Source organism: Enterovibrio norvegicus DSM 15893 (genome assembly GCF_900115495.1).
Classification (GTDB): Bacteria; Pseudomonadota; Gammaproteobacteria; order Enterobacterales; family Vibrionaceae; genus Enterovibrio; species Enterovibrio norvegicus.
Genome location: NZ_FOWR01000005.1, coordinates 149,281 through 168,761, shown reverse-complemented (window position 1 = coordinate 168,761; position 19,481 = coordinate 149,281). Strand labels below are relative to the sequence as shown.

The following is a 19,481-nucleotide window of genomic DNA, read 5'->3' as shown; positions in this document are numbered from 1 at the left end:
AAAACAGGAAAGCAAAATGAACAAACCTTGGTATAAGCAGTTCTGGCCTTGGTTCCTGATTGCCCTGCCTGGCTCGGTCGTAGTAGCCAGCTTCTTCACCGTCAGCCTATTATCTGAAAATAAGGTTTCCTTAGTTTCTGAAGACTATTACAAAGACGGCAAAGGCATTAATCAGGACTTTTCCCGCCTTCGCAAAGCAGATGAACTGTCCGTATCTGCCATGCTTTCTGCTTCTGACGACACAGCGATGTTTACGCTAGAGAAAGGTAAACTTCCCCAGTTTCCAACCCTGAACATTACGTTTCAGCACCGTACACTTCCAGACAAAGACATTGAGACCATTGTTAATGCCGACGCTAATGGGCGTTACCGCATTGCCCTTGTAGAGCCTTTACAAGGTCCATGGTATGTTGAGGTGAATGCATTCGATGGTAGTTGGGCGCTAAACCGCAAGATCAACTTCCCTTCATCTGACCCAGTTAAGTTGTATGGCAAGAGCAAGGAATGACAAGAGAAGATTGTTACCACTGTGGAGAGCCAGTTCTCACTGGCGACTCCTTTCACGTTGAGATCCTTGGCGAAGAAAGAACAATGTGTTGTCCGGGCTGTGAAGCCGTCGCAACCACCATCGTCGCTAGCGGCCTAACCTCTTATTACGAATATCGCACCGCCCCAGCAGAAAAAGCCTCGCTCATTCCCGATGAACTTCAATCCCTTTCGCTCTATGACAACGATGACATTCAGCAAGAGTTCGTTCGCCATGAAGGTGGAATAGACGAAGTCGTATTGTCTGTTGATGGCGTATCTTGCGCCGCGTGTGCATGGCTGATCGAAAAGCAACTTGGCAAAGAAGCTGGTGTTTCCCGCATTCAAGTGAATACGACAACCAACCGCGCCACACTGCGTTGGGACCCTTCAGCAACGAAGCTCAGTATTCTGCTGAGTCGCATTCACGCCCTGGGTTACAAAGCTGCACCTTTCGAAGCGGACAGCCAAGAACACCAATACCACCAAACCATGAAACAATACCTCTATAAATTGGGGATAGCAGGTTTGGCGACCATGCAAGTGATGATGCTTGCTGTGGCCATGTATTTCGAAGTATTCGGAGACATGGATGAATCATTTCGAGATTACTTTCGCTGGGTGAGCTTAATCTTTGCCACGCCAGTACTGCTCTATTCCGCGATGCCTTTCTATATTAACGCATGGCGTAATTTGAAAGCACGAACGTTAGGTATGGATGTTCCTGTGTCTATCGCGCTGTTGTTTGCATACTTCGCGAGCTTGTACGCCACAGTAACTGGCGTTGGTGAAGTGTTTTTCGAATCGATCGCGATGTTCACGTTTTTCCTTCTTCTAGGGCGTTTCCTCGAAATGCGCGCGAGACGAACGGCAGCCGCAGCCAGCGCAAACTTGCTTAAATTGATTCCCCGCTTAGCAACGTTGCAATCGGGAGAGCAAATCCCTGCGAAATCTCTCACCGTGGGTCACATAGTGCGCGTCCTTCCTGGTGAACCCTTTCCGGCGGATGGCATGATATTGGAAGGTATCACCACGGTAGATGAATCCATGCTGACGGGCGAATCCATGCCTGAATCACGCAACGTTGATGACGTTGTTTATGCAGGTACCATAAACATCGATGGTAATGTCGATGTGCACGTAACGGCAGAGAAAAAAGACTCGCTTATTGCGCACATCGTTCAGCTGCAAGATGCTGCACAATTGGCAAAACCGCGTGTTGCTGAAATTGCAGATATCGTGGCGAGATACTTTGTGTCAGCCATTTTGATCATCTCGGCGCTCACATGGTGGTATTGGCAAAGTCATCGCCCTGATGATGCATTTTGGATCATGCTGTCTGTATTGGTAGCAACGTGTCCGTGTGCCTTATCTTTGGCGACGCCTACTGCCCTAACCTGTTCAACGACGACATTCGGACGCCTTGGCATTTTGCTTCGACGTGGTCATGTTTTCGAAGCCATTACCAAAATCAATCGACTGATCATCGATAAGACGGGCACGTTAACGGAAGGAAACATCTCGCTTAAGGAAACCAGTACGTATGCGTCGTACTCTGAGAAAGATGTTTTATCGATTGCAGCCGCACTTGAATCTTATGCAAACCACCCTATTGCAGAGGCATTCGGTGAATGTGATAAAATGCAGGGTATTACCAACGTCGAGAATGTCATCGGTGAAGGTCTGAAAGGCCAATATCAAGGCGCCGCGTGGCGAATTGGTAAACCTGCATTTGCGCTTGATGACCCTTCAGACATTGGCGAGTCTCTTCACCAAATCTGGTTGTCGCGAAATGGCGAAAAAATTGCCTCATTTCGCTTGATCGATCCTATTCGTGAAAGCAGCCAAGCGCTTGTTGACCAGTTCCATCAAGCGGGCATTAAAGTCACCATGCTGACGGGCGATAATTTCCACTCAGCACAGGCTGTTGCGAATCACCTAGGCATCGACGACGTCGTGTCGGATGTGTCTCCGAAAGGAAAGCTTGAGTATCTACAATCTCGTCCGAGTGATGAAGTTACCATGATGATTGGGGATGGCGTTAACGATGCACCGGTTTTGGCTGGCGCTCACCTTTCTGTCGCAATGGGCAGTGGAACCGATGTAGCAAAAGCGTCTGCGGATATGGTGTTACTTGGTGATGATTTGAGTAAATTACTAGAAGCACGCAAGCTCGCCGCATTTACGCAAAAAATCATTCGGCAGAACCTGGCCTGGGCGCTAGGATACAACCTCATTATTTTACCGCTCGCGGTCATGGGTTTTGTTGCGCCGTACATTGCAGTAGCTGGTATGTCAGGCAGCTCTGTTATCGTGGTAACCAACTCTCTGCGCCTGTTTAAGAAAGACGTCATTGAAAAACTAAGGGATGCCTAATCATGGAAAGTCTCTATATCCTCATCCCTATTGCCATTGGTCTCGTGTGTATTGCGGTTGGCGTGTTTATTTGGGCGGTAAAATCCGAACAGTTTGAAGATCTAGAACGTCAGGGAATGAACATATTGCTTGATGACGATGAGAAACCGTCAACACAAGGCAAATCTGCATCATCAGATAAAACGGAAGAGTAATCATGTTGTCGGCTGAAGTGTTTGCCGCGTTTACGGTTGGCCTGCTCGGAGCAGGCCATTGCTTAGGCATGTGTGGTGGCGTTGCGGCTGCCGTTTCATTGAGTACCCCTCAACATCAAAAGAAATGGCCATTCTTACTCTTTTATAATGGTGGCCGACTCCTTTCCTATACCCTTATCGGCGGTATTGCTGGCGGCATCGTCTCTGGTCTCACTGACATAGCACAAGTTTCTCAAGGCTTATTATGGTTACGGTTGTTCGCTGCAATCATGATGATTCTTTTAGCGCTATATATAGGCAGGTTCTGGAATGGATTGGCGCATATCGAGCGAATCGGACATGTGCTTTGGAAAAGAATATCTCCGCTAAGTACTTCATTACTGCCACTAAAACACCCAATCGCAGCATTGCCTTTTGGCATGCTTTGGGGGTGGCTACCTTGTGGTCTAGTTTACTCGGCATTGACCTGGTCAGCCGTCGCTGGAGACGCCATAAATGGAATGTTGATAATGCTCGCATTTGGTTTAGGAACTATGCCGGCAATGTTACTGATTGGTAGCGCCGCCGAGTCCATGAAGCATTTTCTTAACAATCTGATTTTTCGACGCTTATCTTCGGCAATTATTTTACTGTACGGATTAGTTACCGCTTATTCTGTATACAATCAGTTCTAACAAAGCTCGATTTCTACGTTAGAAATGGTAAAATATTGACTCAAATCAATTTGGTTAAGCAGGCTCATGATTCAAGACAAAATCATCACCAAACGCGTTCAATCAGGCGGTTGTGCAATTCACTGTCAAGATTGCAGTATCAGTCAGCTTTGTATTCCTTTTACGTTGAGCGAGAGTGAGCTGAATCAGCTTGATCAAATCATTGAGCGTAAGAAACCAATTCAAAAAGGTCAGCCTCTTTTTCAAGCGGGTGATCAACTGCGTTCTTTGTATGCCATTCGTTCTGGCACCATTAAGAGCTACACCATCACCGAGCAAGGTGATGAGCAAATCACAGCCTTCCACCTCGCGGGTGACTTAGTCGGGTTTGATGCCATCAACCAAATGTCCCACCCGAGTTTTGCGCAAGCGCTCGAAACGTCAATGGTGTGTGAGATTCCGTTTGAAACCTTAGATGACCTTTCCGGTAAAATGCCAAAACTTCGCCAGCAAATCATGCGCCTTATGAGCAATGAGATTAAAGGCGACCAAGAAATGATTCTTCTTTTGTCGAAGAAAAATGCTGAAGAACGTCTTGCTGCCTTCCTACACAGTCTTTCTACTCGCTTTTCTCAGCGCGGTTTTTCTCCAAAAGAATTTCGTCTAACCATGACACGTGGTGACATTGGTAACTACCTTGGCCTTACCGTTGAAACCATCAGCCGTTTGCTTGGCCGTTTCCAGAAAAGCGGTATGCTCAGTGTGAAGGGCAAATACATTACTATTCTTGACCATCTAGAACTGAGCCGTCTTGCTGGTGTGAGTAAGTAACTTACCGTCCGAAACCTCATCCAAAGAAATGGCGCTTTACGCGCTATTTCTCTTTTTTTACATCTATCTGTCTGAAATTATCGCACCATCCCGCAAGATTGCGTTACATTAAAGTATCAGCAACACATAGCTGGAGGTTGTTATGAACAGATATACAAACTTGCTCGTCGCAATCGATCCCGACCATGAAGATCAACCTGCATTTACGCGGGCACTTGATATTGCGCATAAGTCGAGCGCATCGGTCAAAATCACACTCTTCCTTGCCATTTACGATTTCTCCTATGAAATGACATCCATGCTTTCCGCTGAAGAACGTCAAGCCATGCGCGCTGGCGTATTGCGACAGCGAGAAGAATGGATTGCCTCTTTGGTGGCTCTGCACGACACCACTGACGTGGAAATAGTGAAGCACGTTGTTTGGCACAACCGTCCATACGAAAGTATGATTGCTCAAGTATTCGACGGTGCGCATGATCTCCTGATCAAAGCCACGCACAAACACGATAAATTAGGTTCGGTTATTTTCACCCCGACTGATTGGCATTTGCTGCGCAAGTGCCCTTGTCCTGTATTGCTGGTTAAGCAGCACGGTTGGCCTGAAAACGGAAAGATCCTCACTGCAGTGAATGTGTCTTCCGAAAACGAAGAGCACATTCCTTTAAACGACAAGTTGATTGATGAAGCGAAAGCAATGAGCAAGTTGCTTAACGCCGAAGTGAATTTGGTTAACGCCTACCCTGCGACACCGGTCAATGTAACGATTGAGTTGCCTGAGTTCGATCCCGCGTCTTATACAGATGCCGTTCGAGGTCATCACCTGCTTGCAATGAAAGCACTGCGTCAGAAACACACCATTGATGAAGCACAAACCTATTGCAGCGAAGGGTTACCTGAAGATGTCATCCCTGCCGTTTCGAAAGAGCTGGATGCTGAGCTTGTGATACTGGGTACAACAGGTCGTGTTGGTTTGTCTGCTATTTTCATCGGCAACACAGCTGAACACACCATCGACCAGTTAGATTGCGATGTACTGGCCATTAAACCTGATGGTTACGTGAGTCCGTTAGCCCCAAACTCGAATTAACCGTCAACACGTCGTTAACCATAAACACGTCGTTAAGCAGCAACGCGAACTGTAATTGACATGCTAGATAGAAGCGCCTTCTCGGCGCTTTTCTTTTTTCTGGATGATAAAACAACCGCGCGAAGTGAAAATCTGCCGATATTGACGCTGTTTGGCACAGAGAGAAGTGCGTCTTTCTTTGTTCGAGACTAGCATCCTGCCGCGAAATCCGTATCATACGCGCCAAACCTTCGCATCGAGGATCGATGTGCTAGATACGCCAACAAATGCTGAAAGCGAAAACATCGCAAATAGCTGGGTATTTAAGAGTCGCCATCGATTGGCATTGATTGCGTTGAGAAATTTCAGAGGCACCAAATAGAAACATGTCGAATCAAGAACTGACCAAATCACAAAAGTACAACCTGAATAAGTTGCAAAAGCGCATTCGCCGTAACACTGGCCAAGCAATTGCAGATTTCAATATGATCGAAGATGGCGACCGCATCATGGTTTGCCTCAGCGGTGGTAAAGACAGCTACACCATGCTGGAAATCTTGCAAAGCCTTCGAAAGAGCGCGCCTATTTCTTTTGAACTGATTGCGGTAAACCTCGATCAGAAACAACCAGGTTTCCCTGAGCATATTCTGCCAGAGTACTTAGATAAGTTAGGTGTTCAATACAAGATTGTAGAAGAAGACACCTACTCTATCGTGAAAGACAAAGTGCCAGAAGGTAAAACGACATGTTCACTTTGCTCTCGCCTGCGCCGTGGTATTTTGTACCGTACGGCAAAAGAGCTAGGTGCAACAAAGATTGCACTGGGTCACCACCGCGATGACATTCTAGAAACCATGTTTTTGAACATGTTTTATGGCGGCAAACTAAAAGGTATGCCACCTAAGTTGGTTTCTGATAATGGCGAACACGTTGTTATCCGCCCGCTTGCTTACTGCCGTGAAAAAGACATTGAGCGTTATGCAGAAGCATCCGATTTCCCGATCATCCCATGTAACTTGTGTGGGTCACAGCCGAACCTTCAACGTCAGGTGATCAAAGAAATGCTGCGTGATTGGGATAAGCGTTTCCCTGGCCGTATTGAAACCATGTTTACCGCCATGCAGAACGTTGTGCCTTCACACCTGGCTGACTTTGAATTGTTTGATTTCAAAAACATTGATAAAGACTCTGGCGTGATCAATGGCGGTGATACAGCCTTTGATAAAGAACAGTTTGTAGATGTTACGCCGTCACAAGACGACGTTGTAGAAGTCGACCCTGCACTTGCTTTGAACGTGGTTCAAGTTAGCTAACTGGTCAGAAGACAGCATCAAAAATACCAAAAAGCCCGCTGTTTATCAGCGGGCTTTTTTTGGTTTCATCTGTCTATCAGAACCCAATAGAAGGTTAGCTTTGCGGTATCCAAGGCGTCACTTTCAGTGGTTGAGACGCCCAGAAAACACGCTCACCTTTTTTCAAATCAGCAAGGCGAAGTGTGGCAACACTGTTCTCAACAGGAATCGAGCGCCCTTCTGACGTCGATAACGAAGAGACCGGCTGTTCAAAATGCACCATCACGCCTTCAACATCTGGCATGAACCAAGAGGCGAACATGCCACCAAGGTCTTGCATCATTGCCGACATTTGCGGCACTAAGACGGCAACAGAATCGGTAGATATTTCGGTCTCAAAGTCTTTTTTAGCCAGTACTTGGAATGAAATGTCACATACGTCGTCACCGGCAGTCTGAATAAACACATCCGGATTCACTTTGCGTAAATTGCTATCCAGTGGCAATGGAAGCTCTTGAGACGCTGGAATAACAAACTCTTCGTAATTCTTCTTTTTTGCCATCCATGCTTTGGTTATCTTGCAGGTTTTTCCCGTCGTAGGTGAAACCATAAAGTATCCAATTTTAACGTCAGGGTGACTTTCCCCGGCGTTATGCTTCAACTGGCTATAAAGTTTGCTGTAAGTAAATTCAACCTGCGCAGCGGCAGCAGGCATTGAAATTACAGCTGCCATCAGGGCAGCCGTAAGTCCTTTGATCATCCTTGGCTCCAATATTTCTCGTTAAAACGAATCATGCTTTGCACTTCATCGACATAGGGTTGCCCGCGCTCAGAGTAACTGAGGAGTCCTTTCGCGAGGGCTTCGCCTGTAATAGGTTGTCCAGACTTTCTCAGTGCTGCTCGAATGTTTCGCAAATCTGCATAAGCAGCATTGCGGTTTACATTCAAGAAGTAAGCGCGGATCGCTTGGAAAGCATCTTTGAATGCAGCAACTTCATGCGTCTGTCCTTTGCCTCGTGCGCTAGGCACCAAGCCACAGCCAGGAGTGTAACACCACTGCCCAAAGTAGTTATTCCCTTCACGAGCGAAGCGTGATGTGCCCCACCCAGATTCTTTTGCAGCTTGGGTCAGTACTAGATCTGGGGGAACAATATCAACGCGCTTTAAGGCTTCATTGAACCATTTGGCATCCGCGCCTGCTTCTGGCAGTGGCAACTTGAACAACTCAGCCACCTTTGCCAAAAACACTTCGTCATCAGAGGTCATGGCTGTTGTCGAAGACAGCGTTTTTAAGCGGGTACGCGCATTAAGGATCAAGTCATTAATGTACGTCACGCCAGGTTTTAGAAAAGAGACAAACGCCTTTTTCTTTTCATCAACGATTTTATAAGAGGCGAAATCCGGCACTTGCTCCATGGAAGGCGGAGGCGATGCCGGTTGAAGTTGACTCACATTGGTGGTGGATTGTGGTGCATCGCTACACGCTGAAAGAAAAAGAGCCGAAGCCAGTACTACACGGGAAAGCTTCATTACGCGTTGAAAACCTCATTATTACCGCCACCAGAAGAAGAATCATCATCCCCCTCTTCAGCCACGGTTACTTCTATACCTACACCGAACATCTCGCGGTACAAGACCCCTTTTACGTTAAACATAAAAGGCAGTGCCCAAATAAGCGCGATACCAGCTGTTGCGTAAGAGAACACAAATAGCACGGCGATGACGATGTAAACCAGCAATAATGGTATCAGCTTTTTTGTGATCGCTCTAAAAGAAACAACCATGGCCTCAACGGGCCTCAAGCGCTTTTCGCAAATCAACAGCGGAGTCATCGAAAAGGTAATGCCGAGAAACATACCGAGTAACGGCAGGATTTGGTTGCCGATGCTTTGCAGTGCCGACACAAAACACATGCCGAGCGTGACTGCCATCGCAAAGGCCATGCCTTTCACTATGTGTCTCGGCTTTGTTCTAAAGCCAATGGCATGGCTTAACCCCATCAAGCTTGCCCCAGCGTAAATAGGCGCGCTTAACACCGTGGAAGCAAACAGCGCAATACGACCTGACGCGAGCAGATCGTCAGTCATGACCGTTTTCCCCACAAACGCATCCATCAGTTCTCTGGGAGAATCCAGTAAGACCGAGAGCACGACCATAAAGAGTGCGACGTTCACGGCGGCAAGAAACAAGACAGCGGGCAAAAAACTCCAGAAGTTCTTCTTTGTTAACTGCATGGCTTCTTCGACGACGCTGGTCGCATTTAACGTATATTTGCCGGTAAGCGCATTTTCTAATGTACCGCCGACATGAAGGGCATTATTTAATTGTTGTTTATTCATATCTAAGTAACTTTTGTCTTTTGGCTGCGAAATTTCCCCATAAATAAAGTTATAGGTGATATTTTTTGCGCACGTCTCAAAGAGGCGTATTTTTAGCCAACAAATAAAGGGTCTATACTGATCGGCGCTCGTTTGTCGAACACGGGAACAAGCGAGGCTGGCTGCGGAATCCAACGCCGATTTCCGCCCTCATCGTCATCAAGTGGTTTTCTGATGAAAATAAGCCATTAAAAAGGAAAAAAACGCTTTAACTTCATGGTTCGCACGTCTATCATGCGCCGTCTACTTTTTAGGGGAATTTTCTAGCTAATCGCCCGTGGTGTAAGGAGTGAGAGTAGAATTGAACGCAACACAGCCAAACAAGAAACCCGTTGTTCAACTTAAAGGTCTTTGTAAGAGCTTTGACGGTAAAGAGATCATTTCTAAATTTGATCTTGAGATTAACAACGGCGAGTTTTTGACAATCCTAGGCCCGTCAGGTTGTGGCAAGACCACAGTACTTCGCTTGATCGCTGGTCTTGAAGATGCAGACGATGGCCAAATTATCCTCGATGAGCAAGATGTCACTGCTATCCCCGCAGAGCATCGTCACGTCAATACCGTATTCCAAAGCTATGCGCTTTTCCCACACATGACGGTTTTCGAAAACGTTGCATTTGGCCTGCGTATGCAGAAGGTCAATGAAAGCGAGATCGAGCCGCGCGTGATGGAAGCATTGCGTATGGTACAACTTGAGAAGTTCGCTCCGCGCAAGCCGCATCAACTGTCTGGTGGTCAACAACAACGTGTCGCAATCGCACGCGCAGTTGTTAACAAGCCAAAAGTCCTGTTACTTGATGAGTCTCTCTCAGCGTTGGATTACAAGCTACGTAAGCAAATGCAAATGGAGCTAAAACAGCTTCAACGTAAGCTTGGTATTACGTTCATCTTCGTTACTCACGATCAGGAAGAAGCCTTGTCGATGTCAGATCGCATCATCGTGATGCAATCAGGCAATGTTGTGCAAGACGGAACGCCGCGTGAAATCTATGAAGAACCAGCAAACTTGTTTGTTGCGCGCTTCATCGGTGAAATCAACGTGTTCGATGCAGATGTGATTGCTCGTATTGACGAACAACGCATCACAGCGACTGTTGAAAGCCGTGAATGTCAGGTTTATTGCAAACTTGATGTAGCGAAAGGTGACCGCATTAAAGTTCTTCTTCGTCCTGAAGATCTTCGTATTGAAGAAATTAACAGCAGTGAATCTGTCAACAGCGCTGGCGAAACCGTAAACGGTATCGTGGGTTACGTTCGTGAACGTAACTACAAAGGCATGACGCTGGATTCTGTGCTTGAGCTTGAATCTGGCAAATCTGTCATGGTGAGCGAATTCTTCAACGAAGACGATCCAGACGTTGACCACTCATTGGATCAGAAAGTTGCAATTACCTGGGTTGAAAGCTGGGAAGTGGTACTGCCTGATGAAGAAGCTTAATCTCCAAAACGCCATTATTGGCGTCATTGTGAGTTGGTTGCTGTTGTTCGTGTTCATTCCGAACTTGATGATTATCATCACCAGCTTTCTGACTCGCGATGATGCAAACTTGATTGAGATGACCTTCACCTTGAGCAACTATGCCAAGCTGTTGGACCCTCTCTATGCAAAAGTGGTTTGGCACTCGTTCTACATGGCTGCCATCGCCACCCTGCTCTGTTTGTTGATTGGTTATCCGTTCGCTTACGTTATCGCGCGTATGCCGGAGAGGATGCGTCCGTTCATGCTGTTCATGGTGATTGTTCCGTTTTGGACTAACTCCTTGATCCGTACATATGGCTTGAAAATCTTCCTCGGGACGCGGGGGCTGTTGAACGAAGGATTACTAACGCTGGGTTTGATCGAGAAACCTCTGCGCATTATGTACACCGAATATGCAGTCATGATTGGCTTGGTTTATATCCTACTGCCGTTCATGATCCTGCCGTTGTACTCAAGCATAGAGAAACTTGATAACAGCTACCTAGAAGCAGCAAAAGACCTCGGCGCGAGCAAGTTCCAATCGTTTGTGAAGGTCATTCTTCCACTGACAACACCGGGTATTATCGCGGGTTGTTTGTTGGTGCTATTGCCTGCACTGGGCATGTTCTATGTGTCTGACCTATTGGGCGGCGCGAAGAACCTGCTGATTGGTAATGTGATTAAGAGCCAAATCCTCAACGTACGCGACTGGCCATTCGGTTCAGCAGCGAGTATATCGTTGACGGTGTTAATGGGTCTGATGCTCTTTGCCTATTGGCGTGTTGGTAAGCTGATTAACAAGAAGGTGGAGCTGGAATGAGTCGTTTTTTCAAGACTGGCTTCATGTCGCTGGTCTATGCGTTCTTATACATCCCTATCATCATTCTTATCGTTAACTCGTTTAACGAAAGTAAATTCGGTATGGAATGGAAAGGGTTTACCACGAAGTGGTACACCCAACTTCTAAGTAACGACAGTTTGGTACAAGCGGCCGGTAACTCGCTAACCATTGCTGTCTTCTCAGCAACCGCAGCAGCAGTTATTGGTAGCCTGACAGCGGTCGCGCTTTATCGCTACCGTTTCCGTGGCAAAGGCTTTGTGAATGGCATGCTATTCGTAGTTATGATGTCTCCCGACATCGTCATGGCGATTTCATTGCTGGCACTGTTTGTGTTGTTGGGCGCGCAATTGGGTTTCCTTACCCTTCTGCTTTCTCACATCACCTTCTGTCTGCCGTTTGTTGTGGTGACCGTATACAGCCGTTTGAATGGCTTTGACCTTCGCATGCTTGAAGCAGCGAAAGACTTGGCCGCAAACGAATGGGTAATTCTGACAAAAATCATTCTGCCTTTGGCAGCCCCTGCGGTTGCTGCGGGATGGTTATTGAGCTTTACCCTTTCTCTTGATGACGTGATCGTCAGTTCGTTTGTGACTGGACCAAGCTATGAAATTTTACCGTTGAAAATCTACTCAATGGTAAAAGTCGGTGTTTCTCCAGAAGTGAACGCACTCGCAACCCTCATGTTGGTCGTCTCTCTTGCGCTAGTAATTTGTTCGCAATTGCTGGCTCGCGATAAGGTGCGCTAACAACGACTGAACCTCAAGATTCAGCATTGTTTTTGCATTTTTCAGTCACGGGTGGAGTTTTCCACCCGTTATTCTTGTTAATCAATCCAAAGTAAAACTGCAGGAGTTATCGATGAAACCCTGGTCTAAGTTTGTGCTAGGAAGCTCTCTGGCCGTTTCCCTCTTCTCTGGTGCTGCATCTGCTGCAGACAATGAGCTGTATTTCTATAACTGGTCAGAGTACATCCCTACCGAAGTGCTCGAAGAATTCACCGAAGAAACAGGCATCAAAGTCATTTACTCAACCTATGAGTCAAATGAAAGCATGTATGCCAAGCTCAAAACCCACCCTGAAGGCTATGACCTTGTTGTACCTTCAACCTACTACGTTGCGAAAATGCGCAAAGAAGGCATGCTTCAGAAAGTTGATAAGACGAAGCTAAGCCACTTTGATGGTCTTGATCCCAACAACCTGAACAAGCCTTTTGATCCAAACAACGAATACTCAATCCCTTATATCTGGGGCGCGACGGGTATCGGCGTAAATACTGACGTGATGGAAAAAAGCAGCGTGCACGCGTGGGCTGATCTTTGGAATCCGGAGTATGAAGGCCAGTTGCTGATGATGGATGATGCGCGTGAGTTCTTCCATATCGCGTTAACCAAGCTGGGCTACTCTGCGAACACCACTGATCCGAAAGAAATTGAAGCGGCATACAAAGAGCTCCAAAAAATCATGCCGAACGTGCTTGTATTCAACTCTGATTTCCCAGCTAACCCTTACATGGCGGGTGAAGTAGCACTCGGTATGTTGTGGAATGGTTCTGCTTATATTGCACGCAGCGAAGGTGCACCAGTCGACATCGTTTGGCCTGAAGAAGGCGCGATTTTCTGGATGGACAACCTTGCGATTCCAGCAAACGCAGAAAACGCTGAAGCGGCACACAAGATGATCGACTTCTTGTTGCGCCCAGAGAACGCAGCAAAACTTGCGATTGAAATTGGTTACCCAACACCCGTGAAAGCCGCATACCCTCTGCTGCCAAAATCGTTCAAAGACGATCCAAGCGTTTACCCACCACAAGACGTGATGGAAAAAGGCGAATGGCAAAGCTCTGTAGGTGAAGCGAACGTGCTTTATGAAGAGTATTTCCAAAAACTAAAAGCCGGTCAGTAATCTCATTACGCCACCAGCAAAATAGAAAAAGCGGCTTTTAAGCCGCTTTTTTTGTTGTTTGAAGTTTGCCAAACACGAACACGTTAATGTAAATCCTACGCTCAATCACTCAATGCAAGCAGTTCTTCCACCAGCGCAGGAACAAGCACACTTGCCTTTCCGTAGCGTTTTTCATCAAATTCGCTTTCTACCGCACTTGGTTCAAGATTGATTTCTATGGTTCTCGCGCCGTTAATCGCCGCTTCATGAACAAACCCTGCTGCGGGGTACACTGCCCCTGACGTACCAATGGAAATGAACAGATCAGCCTGTACCAGTGCTGTGTGAATACGATCCATCGCAATAGGCATTTCACCAAACCAAACAACATGAGGGCGAATCGGTGAAGGCATCTGACAACAATGACACATTTCGTCTGTTGCGATGTCTCCTACCCAATCCAAGACTTGATTCGAGTGGCTACAGCGGGCTTTTAGCAACTCACCATGCATGTGGATCACGTTCTCACTGCCGCCACGTTCGTGGAGGTTATCGATGTTCTGCGTCACGATCGTAACGCTACCATCAAGCTCTCTTTCGAGTTTTGCGAGTGCTTCATGGGCAGGATTTGGCGATACGCCTGACTGCAATTGCTTACGACGTTGGTTGTAGAAGTCTTGAACCAAAGCGGGATCACGCGCAAACCCTTCCGGCGTCGCCACGTCTTCAATTCTATGCTCTTCCCATAACCCATCTTGCGCGCGAAACGTTCGAATGCCTGATTCCGCTGAAATCCCCGCTCCTGTTAACACCACAATGTTTCGATGTGGAAATTGCATCTTGAGCTTCCTTTCTCGTTATCGTTTAAAACCTTTATAACATTGTTAGATTTAGCAAAACAGGATCTAGACGCTAGACCATAGTCGAACATTAAAACGCACAGTGAATTAACGAGAAAAAATCGAAAAATGTCTTATATTTAAAAAATGTATCAAATTCGATAAATCCTTTATGCCGAGCCGAAAACGCCTACTCACATTGCCATGTTTTGCACTTGCAGGATTGCTAGTAGCACCTGTTGTTGCGAAAGACGCTGTGCGCGTGAGTGGATTTGGTACGGTGAGTGTGATTGACTCTGGCACCGATAACTTTGGCCTCAAATATGACCTCTCCAAAGAAGGCTTGTATAGAGAGTCAAGTTTGAAGCCTGGCTCTGCGCTCGGTCTGCAAATCAACGCAACAATTACAGACAACATTGACGCAGTTGTGCAAGGCGTTCTGCAAGATCGCATTGAAAATGATATCGATAAATCAATCTCATGGGCGTTTCTTCGTTACAAGTTCTCACCCAATGTTTCTTTTCGTGTGGGCAGAATAGCAACGCCTATCTACATGCTCTCAGAATACCGAGATGTGGGCTTTGCATATTTATGGACAAAGCCCGTCACAGATTTCTATTCCGCAATTCCTATTGCATCCATGGATGGTGCAGACATTGCTTTTCGTTATTCACTTGGCGATGGCATATTGGAAGCCCGCTTTTTTGGAGGGCAATCCAACGTAACCATAGAAACCATTAATGACCCCTACGAAGTGACCTTGGGTCCTTTGTTCGGCACAAAATTAACGTATGAAGTTGATAATTGGCTTTTCTCTGGTTCTGCAACCACAACAAAAGTGAAAGAAGGCGATCCTTCATTATCCATCACTTCCAACCTTTCAGCCCTTCCACAGTTTCTATGGCCAAGCCTTCCTTCCACATTGGAAGACTTTAGGTTCGTAGACACACGCATTACGTATTACTCACTTGGAACGTCCTATGAGTCAGGAGATTGGAACGTACAAGCAGAGTTGAGTTACACCGACACAGACTGGCCATTCTTCCCCGATTTGGCGGCGGGTTATACCAGTGTCGGTCGAGTATTTGATAGCTTTACCGTGTTTGGTTTTTTATCCAAAGCGAAATCCGTCGGCGGATATTACGAACTTACCTCTCCCCCAACTACGTCACTCGCCATCCCTGATATCGCTACTGGGTTTAACCTTATTGATCAAAACCTAAAAGCACGAATTGTTAATCAAGAAACGCTGGGATTTGGTATGCGTTACGACGTAAACGCAAACGTGGCTTTGAAAGGACAAATTGAAAGAACATGGTTGATCGACAACCGCATTGGTGGGTGGTCTACAACAGCGAGTGGATTAACCGCTTCTGTGCCTGACTTCATTGATACTTACTCTGTTAGCCTGAGCTTTGTGTTCTGATATGAAGAAATATCTAATAGCACTACTCACAATATATTGGCTAGCGTGGCTTCCATCAGCACACGCAGGGTTAGTTGTGGTTGTTAATAAAGACAATCCCGTTGCATCGCTTTCAACACGACAAGTCATCGATCTTTACATGGGAAGATATACCTCTTATCCAGACGGTCGCGTCGTCAATACCACAGATCTCCCTGACAATAGCCCTGAACGTGAAGATTTTTACCGACAATTGGTGGGCAAGTCAGTCGCGCAAATCAATGCGTACTGGGCAAGGTTGTTATTTACCGGCAAAGCTGAGCCTCCTTCGGCGAAATCTTCTTCAGAAGATGTAGTGATGTATGTGGAAGGAAATTCCAACGCCATCGCTTACTTGCATGAAAACAGCGTCACGCCAGGACTTAAAGTGGTATACAGATTTGACGATCCTCAATAAGAAAATTCACATACGCGTTGCAGCAGGTGTTGCTAGCGGCGCAATGATATTTGCCGTGATTGCCTCGGTGCTTTGGTTCTATCTCTCTTATCATCAAGAGGTTGACCGTTCCCGTAGCCAAATTCGACAAATCATTACAACGGTAGAACAAACCGCTTCTATCGCGCTCTATCTTGGAAACAGGGAACTTGCAGAAGAAGTGCTTCGAGGCCTTGAGGCGAATGACATTATTTCAGCGGCACGGTTAACGAGCCAAGACGGACTGTCAGCGTCATTTGAAGATCCAGTAACAAAATCTCACACAGAAACGGCCGTCATTTTTCCTATTATGTCCCCCTTCGACTCGACAGACGTTGTTGGTGATTTACTTGTATACCCAAATCAAGATTACATCGAAGACAACGCCGTCTCTCTGGCAAATATTCAAGCAACAGTGTTGGTCGTTTACTCCGTGTTGATTGCGCTTCTTACCTTGGTTATCGTCAACCGCATTTTGACGGAACCTATGAAGAACATTGCAAATCGATTTCACCAGATCACGCCAGGCGATTCCTGCCGAATTGACGTCCCTTCCGCGCACAAGCGAAACGAAATTGGTGCGTTGGTCGATGACATTAACGTGCTGTTAGATGCCGTGAACAACCAGATCGACAATGAGAGAGAACTTCGCGCAGAAACAGAGAACCTTTCTAAGAAGTTTCGTTTTATCTTTGAGCGTGCGAGTGCAGGTATTGGCTTACTCAATGCTAACAACCAACTCATTGTCGCGAACCCCGCGTTGCTGAGATTGTTGGGACAGACCTTTATTGTTGATACCGACAGATTCACAAAAACAGATTTCACCACCTACTTCAATGACCCCCAGGAAATTCAGGAGTTCATTGAAGAGTTCTGGGTGAAACCGGGCAATCAATTCTCCGCCATTGATATCCAGCTAAGACATAAAGTACGCGCCGCCGATCGTTGGGTGCATTGCTTGTTCTCGAAAGTGGAAGACATTAATAATCCCGATGACAGTTTGGTCGAGATCGTTTTATATGACATTACAGAACGCGCTGAGCGTGAACAGAACATAATTTACGAAGCTGAGCATGACCCTATTACCCAATTGCTTAACCGTCGCGCAGGCATGACCAAACTCGAAAACTCTTTGATTGATGCCGATAAGAAAAAACGGTACTTCGCAATACTCATGATTGACCTTGATGGCTTCAAACGTGTGAATGACACCTATGGCCACGATGCCGGTGACAAAGTCATTATTGAGGTGGCTAACCGCATTAAACAGTTCTTTAGAGGGTCTGACGTTGTGGCACGTTGGGGCGGCGATGAGTTCTTGATCGGATTCTCTTATAACCCAACGTATGAGACGGCAGTGAGTGATGTTGCCTCTGACTTACAACAACAAGTTCAATTGCCTATCGATATTGGCCATGAGCAAACCACATCCGTCGGGTCTAGTATCGGCATTAGCTTGTACCCTCAAAATGAACAAGCGGTAGGCGCCCTGATTGAACAAGCAGACGAATCCATGTACTACGTGAAGAACAACGGTAAAAACTTCTATCGCTTCTACCAGAAAGAAGAGAGTACCGCTTCACTAAGTAAATAGTAGCCCTGTTAGCCTTCATCGATTCGGGTTATAGCGCCACTAACAGATTCTGTGCCGCTGCTCCACTTCAAAGTCTTGCTCCTCCGTTAATAGCAGAAACGGCTAATTAGATCTCACCTTTCTATCTGCTTATCTACCTTTCTATCTAGCGAAAGACCTTTTCATCTTTCGTCCGCCTCAAACGTGGCCGACGTTTAGATGCGCTGTTTAACAAAGGGATTGCCTTCTCTTTCATTTGGTCTGGAATGGTTCTTGTGTAACAGTAAGGACAAGGTACACATGCAATAGAAAGGACTCATGGATGAAATCACTGCGGGTATCGGTCAGAGCCGTTTGCTATCAAGACGATAAAATTCTATTGGCAGAACATAGAGATGAACGCGGCCTTTGGTACATCATTCCTGGTGGCGGTATTCAACATAATGAAACGCTGGATCAGGCGTTTGCGCGCGAACTTCTTGAGGAAACAGGCGGTACAGCCACAATGGGGGATATTCTCTTTGTACGAGAGGTCATTGCTGACAAACTGGAGACAACCTATCTGCCAGAGCATCTACATCAAATAGAATTGTTTGTGGAAGCAAACGGATTCCAAACAATAGAAACGCCGTCTCAATTAGACAAAGATCAGATAGGCAGTGTTTGGATGCCTTTAGACCAGCTTCAAGACCTGTTATTTTTCCCTCAATCCATGGTGCCTGCTTTCCAGAAGAGGGCATTTAATGGGATATACCAAGGCCATATTCTTTAGCTGACGCTTACAACGCATATCAAGTCTTACAATATGTACAGATTTATAACGATAATGCCGTCAGCCTATAGGTATCCGTAACTGGCTAGACCATTCATGTCTTATCACTCAGTTACAATGCCCGACAAGATTAACAAAGGAAGATTTAATTTCTTTATCATGCAGCTAACTAACTATTACAACTTAGAAAACGGTCAATTTGTTTTCACTCGCCGTCAAGCAAGCCATTTCGCCAAATTGGTTGCGGGTGACTTCAACCCTATCCACGACGAAGAATCAAAACGCTTCTGTGTCCCGGGTGATTTGCTGTTTTCTGTATTACTCGCGAAGGCGGGTATTAGTCAGAATATGCACATTTCGTTTGCAGGCATGATTTCAGATAACCTCGGCCTTGAAATTAAAGAAGGCGAAAGCGGAAACCTGTCAGTGGTTGATTGTAATGACAAATGTTATCTCACCATGGCACGTTCTGGCGAAAACATTAAAAACGAAGCACTTGCTGCGAAGGTTGCCGAGAACTACGTGAAGTTTTCTGGCATGAACTTCCCTCACATCATGGTGCCTTTGATGGAAGCGTCAGGCATGATGATTAACCCTGATCGCCCGCTCGTGATTTACGAGAGCATGGAACTGAGTTTCCACCATCTTGATTTCCAATCTCCAACGGTTGAGTTGACCGACTCTCGTATGGACGTAGCGGGAAAGCGCGGCACTGTCACCCTGTCTTTTTGTTTTAAAGAAAATGGTGAAGTCATTGGCGAAGGCAAGAAAAAAATGGTGTGTAGCGGATTAAAAGCGTTTGAAACTGGAGCCGTTGAGGATTTAGTCGAGAAATTTAACAGCCGCAAATCAGAGTTCCTCTCAGCACTTCCTGCCTAAGTATTTGTTTTAACGTATTGAACCCCGTATACCACGGGGTTT

20 protein-coding genes are annotated in these 19,481 nt (G+C 46.3%); 16 read left to right on the top strand and 4 right to left on the bottom strand.

The window, feature by feature from the left end; all coding sequences use genetic code 11:
* Positions 1-16: 16 nt before the first annotated feature.
* The 7 genes from BM082_RS04850 to ttcA all read left to right on the top strand — a co-directional run bounded on the left by BM082_RS04850 (position 17) and on the right by ttcA (position 6,958).
* Positions 17-508, top strand: a complete 492-nt coding sequence (locus BM082_RS04850; RefSeq protein WP_017008421.1) for a FixH family protein — start codon at positions 17-19, stop codon at positions 506-508.
* Entirely contained in the window at positions 505-2,901 is a 2,397-nt protein-coding gene (locus BM082_RS04845; protein WP_074925515.1) for a heavy metal translocating P-type ATPase, read from the top strand. Before BM082_RS04850 ends, BM082_RS04845 begins: the two co-directional genes overlap by 4 nt.
* Positions 2,902-2,903: 2 nt before the next feature.
* Positions 2,904-3,095: a cbb3-type cytochrome oxidase assembly protein CcoS gene (gene ccoS, locus BM082_RS04840; RefSeq protein ID WP_017008419.1), complete on the top strand. Its 192-nt coding sequence runs from the start codon at positions 2,904-2,906 to the stop codon at positions 3,093-3,095.
* Between the two features lie 2 nt (positions 3,096-3,097).
* The gene (locus BM082_RS04835; protein WP_017017226.1) at positions 3,098-3,769 is read left to right on the top strand and encodes a sulfite exporter TauE/SafE family protein; all 672 of its coding nucleotides are present in this window, start codon (positions 3,098-3,100) and stop codon (positions 3,767-3,769) included.
* Between the two features lie 66 nt (positions 3,770-3,835).
* Entirely contained in the window at positions 3,836-4,579 is a 744-nt protein-coding gene (locus BM082_RS04830; RefSeq protein ID WP_017008417.1) for a fumarate/nitrate reduction transcriptional regulator Fnr, read from the top strand.
* A gap of 142 nt (positions 4,580-4,721) precedes the next feature.
* Positions 4,722-5,666, top strand: coding sequence for a universal stress protein UspE (uspE, locus tag BM082_RS04825; protein WP_017013644.1), 945 nt, complete (start codon positions 4,722-4,724; stop codon positions 5,664-5,666).
* Positions 5,667-6,031: 365 nt separating this feature from the next.
* A complete protein-coding gene (ttcA, locus tag BM082_RS04820) occupies positions 6,032-6,958 on the top strand; it encodes a tRNA 2-thiocytidine(32) synthetase TtcA (RefSeq protein ID WP_017008415.1) in 927 nt (308 codons plus the stop codon).
* Between the two features lie 94 nt (positions 6,959-7,052).
* On the opposite strand, the gene BM082_RS04815 is transcribed toward ttcA, so the two are convergent.
* From BM082_RS04815 to BM082_RS04805, 3 genes are read right to left on the bottom strand one after another with little or no spacing between them, the layout of a single operon-like run.
* Positions 7,053-7,697 (bottom strand): DUF2987 domain-containing protein, encoded by a 645-nt coding sequence (locus BM082_RS04815; RefSeq protein ID WP_017011565.1) that lies wholly within the window; start codon positions 7,695-7,697, stop codon positions 7,053-7,055.
* Positions 7,694-8,467 carry a glucosaminidase domain-containing protein gene (locus BM082_RS04810; RefSeq protein WP_074925512.1) on the bottom strand — a complete coding sequence of 258 codons (774 nt, stop codon included), beginning with the start codon at positions 8,465-8,467 and terminating at the stop codon, positions 7,694-7,696. The genes BM082_RS04815 and BM082_RS04810 overlap by 4 nt, the downstream gene beginning before the upstream one ends.
* Complete coding sequence (locus BM082_RS04805) at positions 8,467-9,276, bottom strand: DUF2189 domain-containing protein (RefSeq protein ID WP_017011563.1); 810 nt, start codon at positions 9,274-9,276, stop codon at positions 8,467-8,469. The genes BM082_RS04810 and BM082_RS04805 overlap by 1 nt, the downstream gene beginning before the upstream one ends.
* A 340-nt stretch (positions 9,277-9,616) precedes the next feature.
* Between BM082_RS04805 and potA the strand changes: the two genes are divergently transcribed.
* The 4 genes from potA to BM082_RS04785 all read left to right on the top strand — a co-directional run bounded on the left by potA (position 9,617) and on the right by BM082_RS04785 (position 13,517).
* Positions 9,617-10,753 carry a spermidine/putrescine ABC transporter ATP-binding protein PotA gene (gene potA, locus BM082_RS04800; RefSeq protein ID WP_017011562.1) on the top strand — a complete coding sequence of 379 codons (1,137 nt, stop codon included), beginning with the start codon at positions 9,617-9,619 and terminating at the stop codon, positions 10,751-10,753.
* Positions 10,740-11,594 carry a spermidine/putrescine ABC transporter permease PotB gene (potB, locus tag BM082_RS04795; RefSeq protein WP_017013648.1) on the top strand — a complete coding sequence of 285 codons (855 nt, stop codon included), beginning with the start codon at positions 10,740-10,742 and terminating at the stop codon, positions 11,592-11,594. The genes potA and potB overlap by 14 nt, the downstream gene beginning before the upstream one ends.
* Positions 11,591-12,361, top strand: a complete 771-nt coding sequence (gene potC / locus BM082_RS04790) for a spermidine/putrescine ABC transporter permease PotC (protein WP_074925509.1) — start codon at positions 11,591-11,593, stop codon at positions 12,359-12,361. The genes potB and potC overlap by 4 nt, the downstream gene beginning before the upstream one ends.
* A 112-nt stretch (positions 12,362-12,473) precedes the next feature.
* Positions 12,474-13,517, top strand: coding sequence for an extracellular solute-binding protein (locus BM082_RS04785; protein ID WP_017011558.1), 1,044 nt, complete (start codon positions 12,474-12,476; stop codon positions 13,515-13,517).
* A 101-nt stretch (positions 13,518-13,618) separates the two neighbouring features.
* Here the strand turns inward: BM082_RS04785 and cobB are convergent, their stop codons facing one another.
* Positions 13,619-14,335: a Sir2 family NAD+-dependent deacetylase gene (gene cobB / locus BM082_RS04780; protein ID WP_074925506.1), complete on the bottom strand. Its 717-nt coding sequence runs from the start codon at positions 14,333-14,335 to the stop codon at positions 13,619-13,621.
* Positions 14,336-14,507: 172 nt separating this feature from the next.
* Here cobB and BM082_RS04775 point away from each other — a divergent pair, with 172 nt between their 5' ends.
* The 5 genes from BM082_RS04775 (at position 14,508) to BM082_RS04755 (ending at position 19,439) form a co-directional block, all read left to right on the top strand.
* Positions 14,508-15,761, top strand: coding sequence for a hypothetical protein (locus BM082_RS04775; protein ID WP_074925503.1), 1,254 nt, complete (start codon positions 14,508-14,510; stop codon positions 15,759-15,761).
* Position 15,762: 1 nt separating this feature from the next.
* Entirely contained in the window at positions 15,763-16,197 is a 435-nt protein-coding gene (locus BM082_RS04770) for a type 2 periplasmic-binding domain-containing protein (RefSeq protein WP_229491668.1), read from the top strand.
* Positions 16,181-17,809, top strand: coding sequence for a diguanylate cyclase domain-containing protein (locus tag BM082_RS04765; protein WP_017011554.1), 1,629 nt, complete (start codon positions 16,181-16,183; stop codon positions 17,807-17,809). Before BM082_RS04770 ends, BM082_RS04765 begins: the two co-directional genes overlap by 17 nt.
* Positions 17,810-18,110: 301 nt before the next feature.
* Positions 18,111-18,560: an NUDIX domain-containing protein gene (locus tag BM082_RS04760; RefSeq protein ID WP_074925500.1), complete on the top strand. Its 450-nt coding sequence runs from the start codon at positions 18,111-18,113 to the stop codon at positions 18,558-18,560.
* Positions 18,561-18,719: 159 nt separating this feature from the next.
* Complete coding sequence (locus tag BM082_RS04755) at positions 18,720-19,439, top strand: DUF3581 family protein (RefSeq protein WP_017017220.1); 720 nt, start codon at positions 18,720-18,722, stop codon at positions 19,437-19,439.
* The last annotated feature ends 42 nt before the right edge of the window (positions 19,440-19,481 follow it).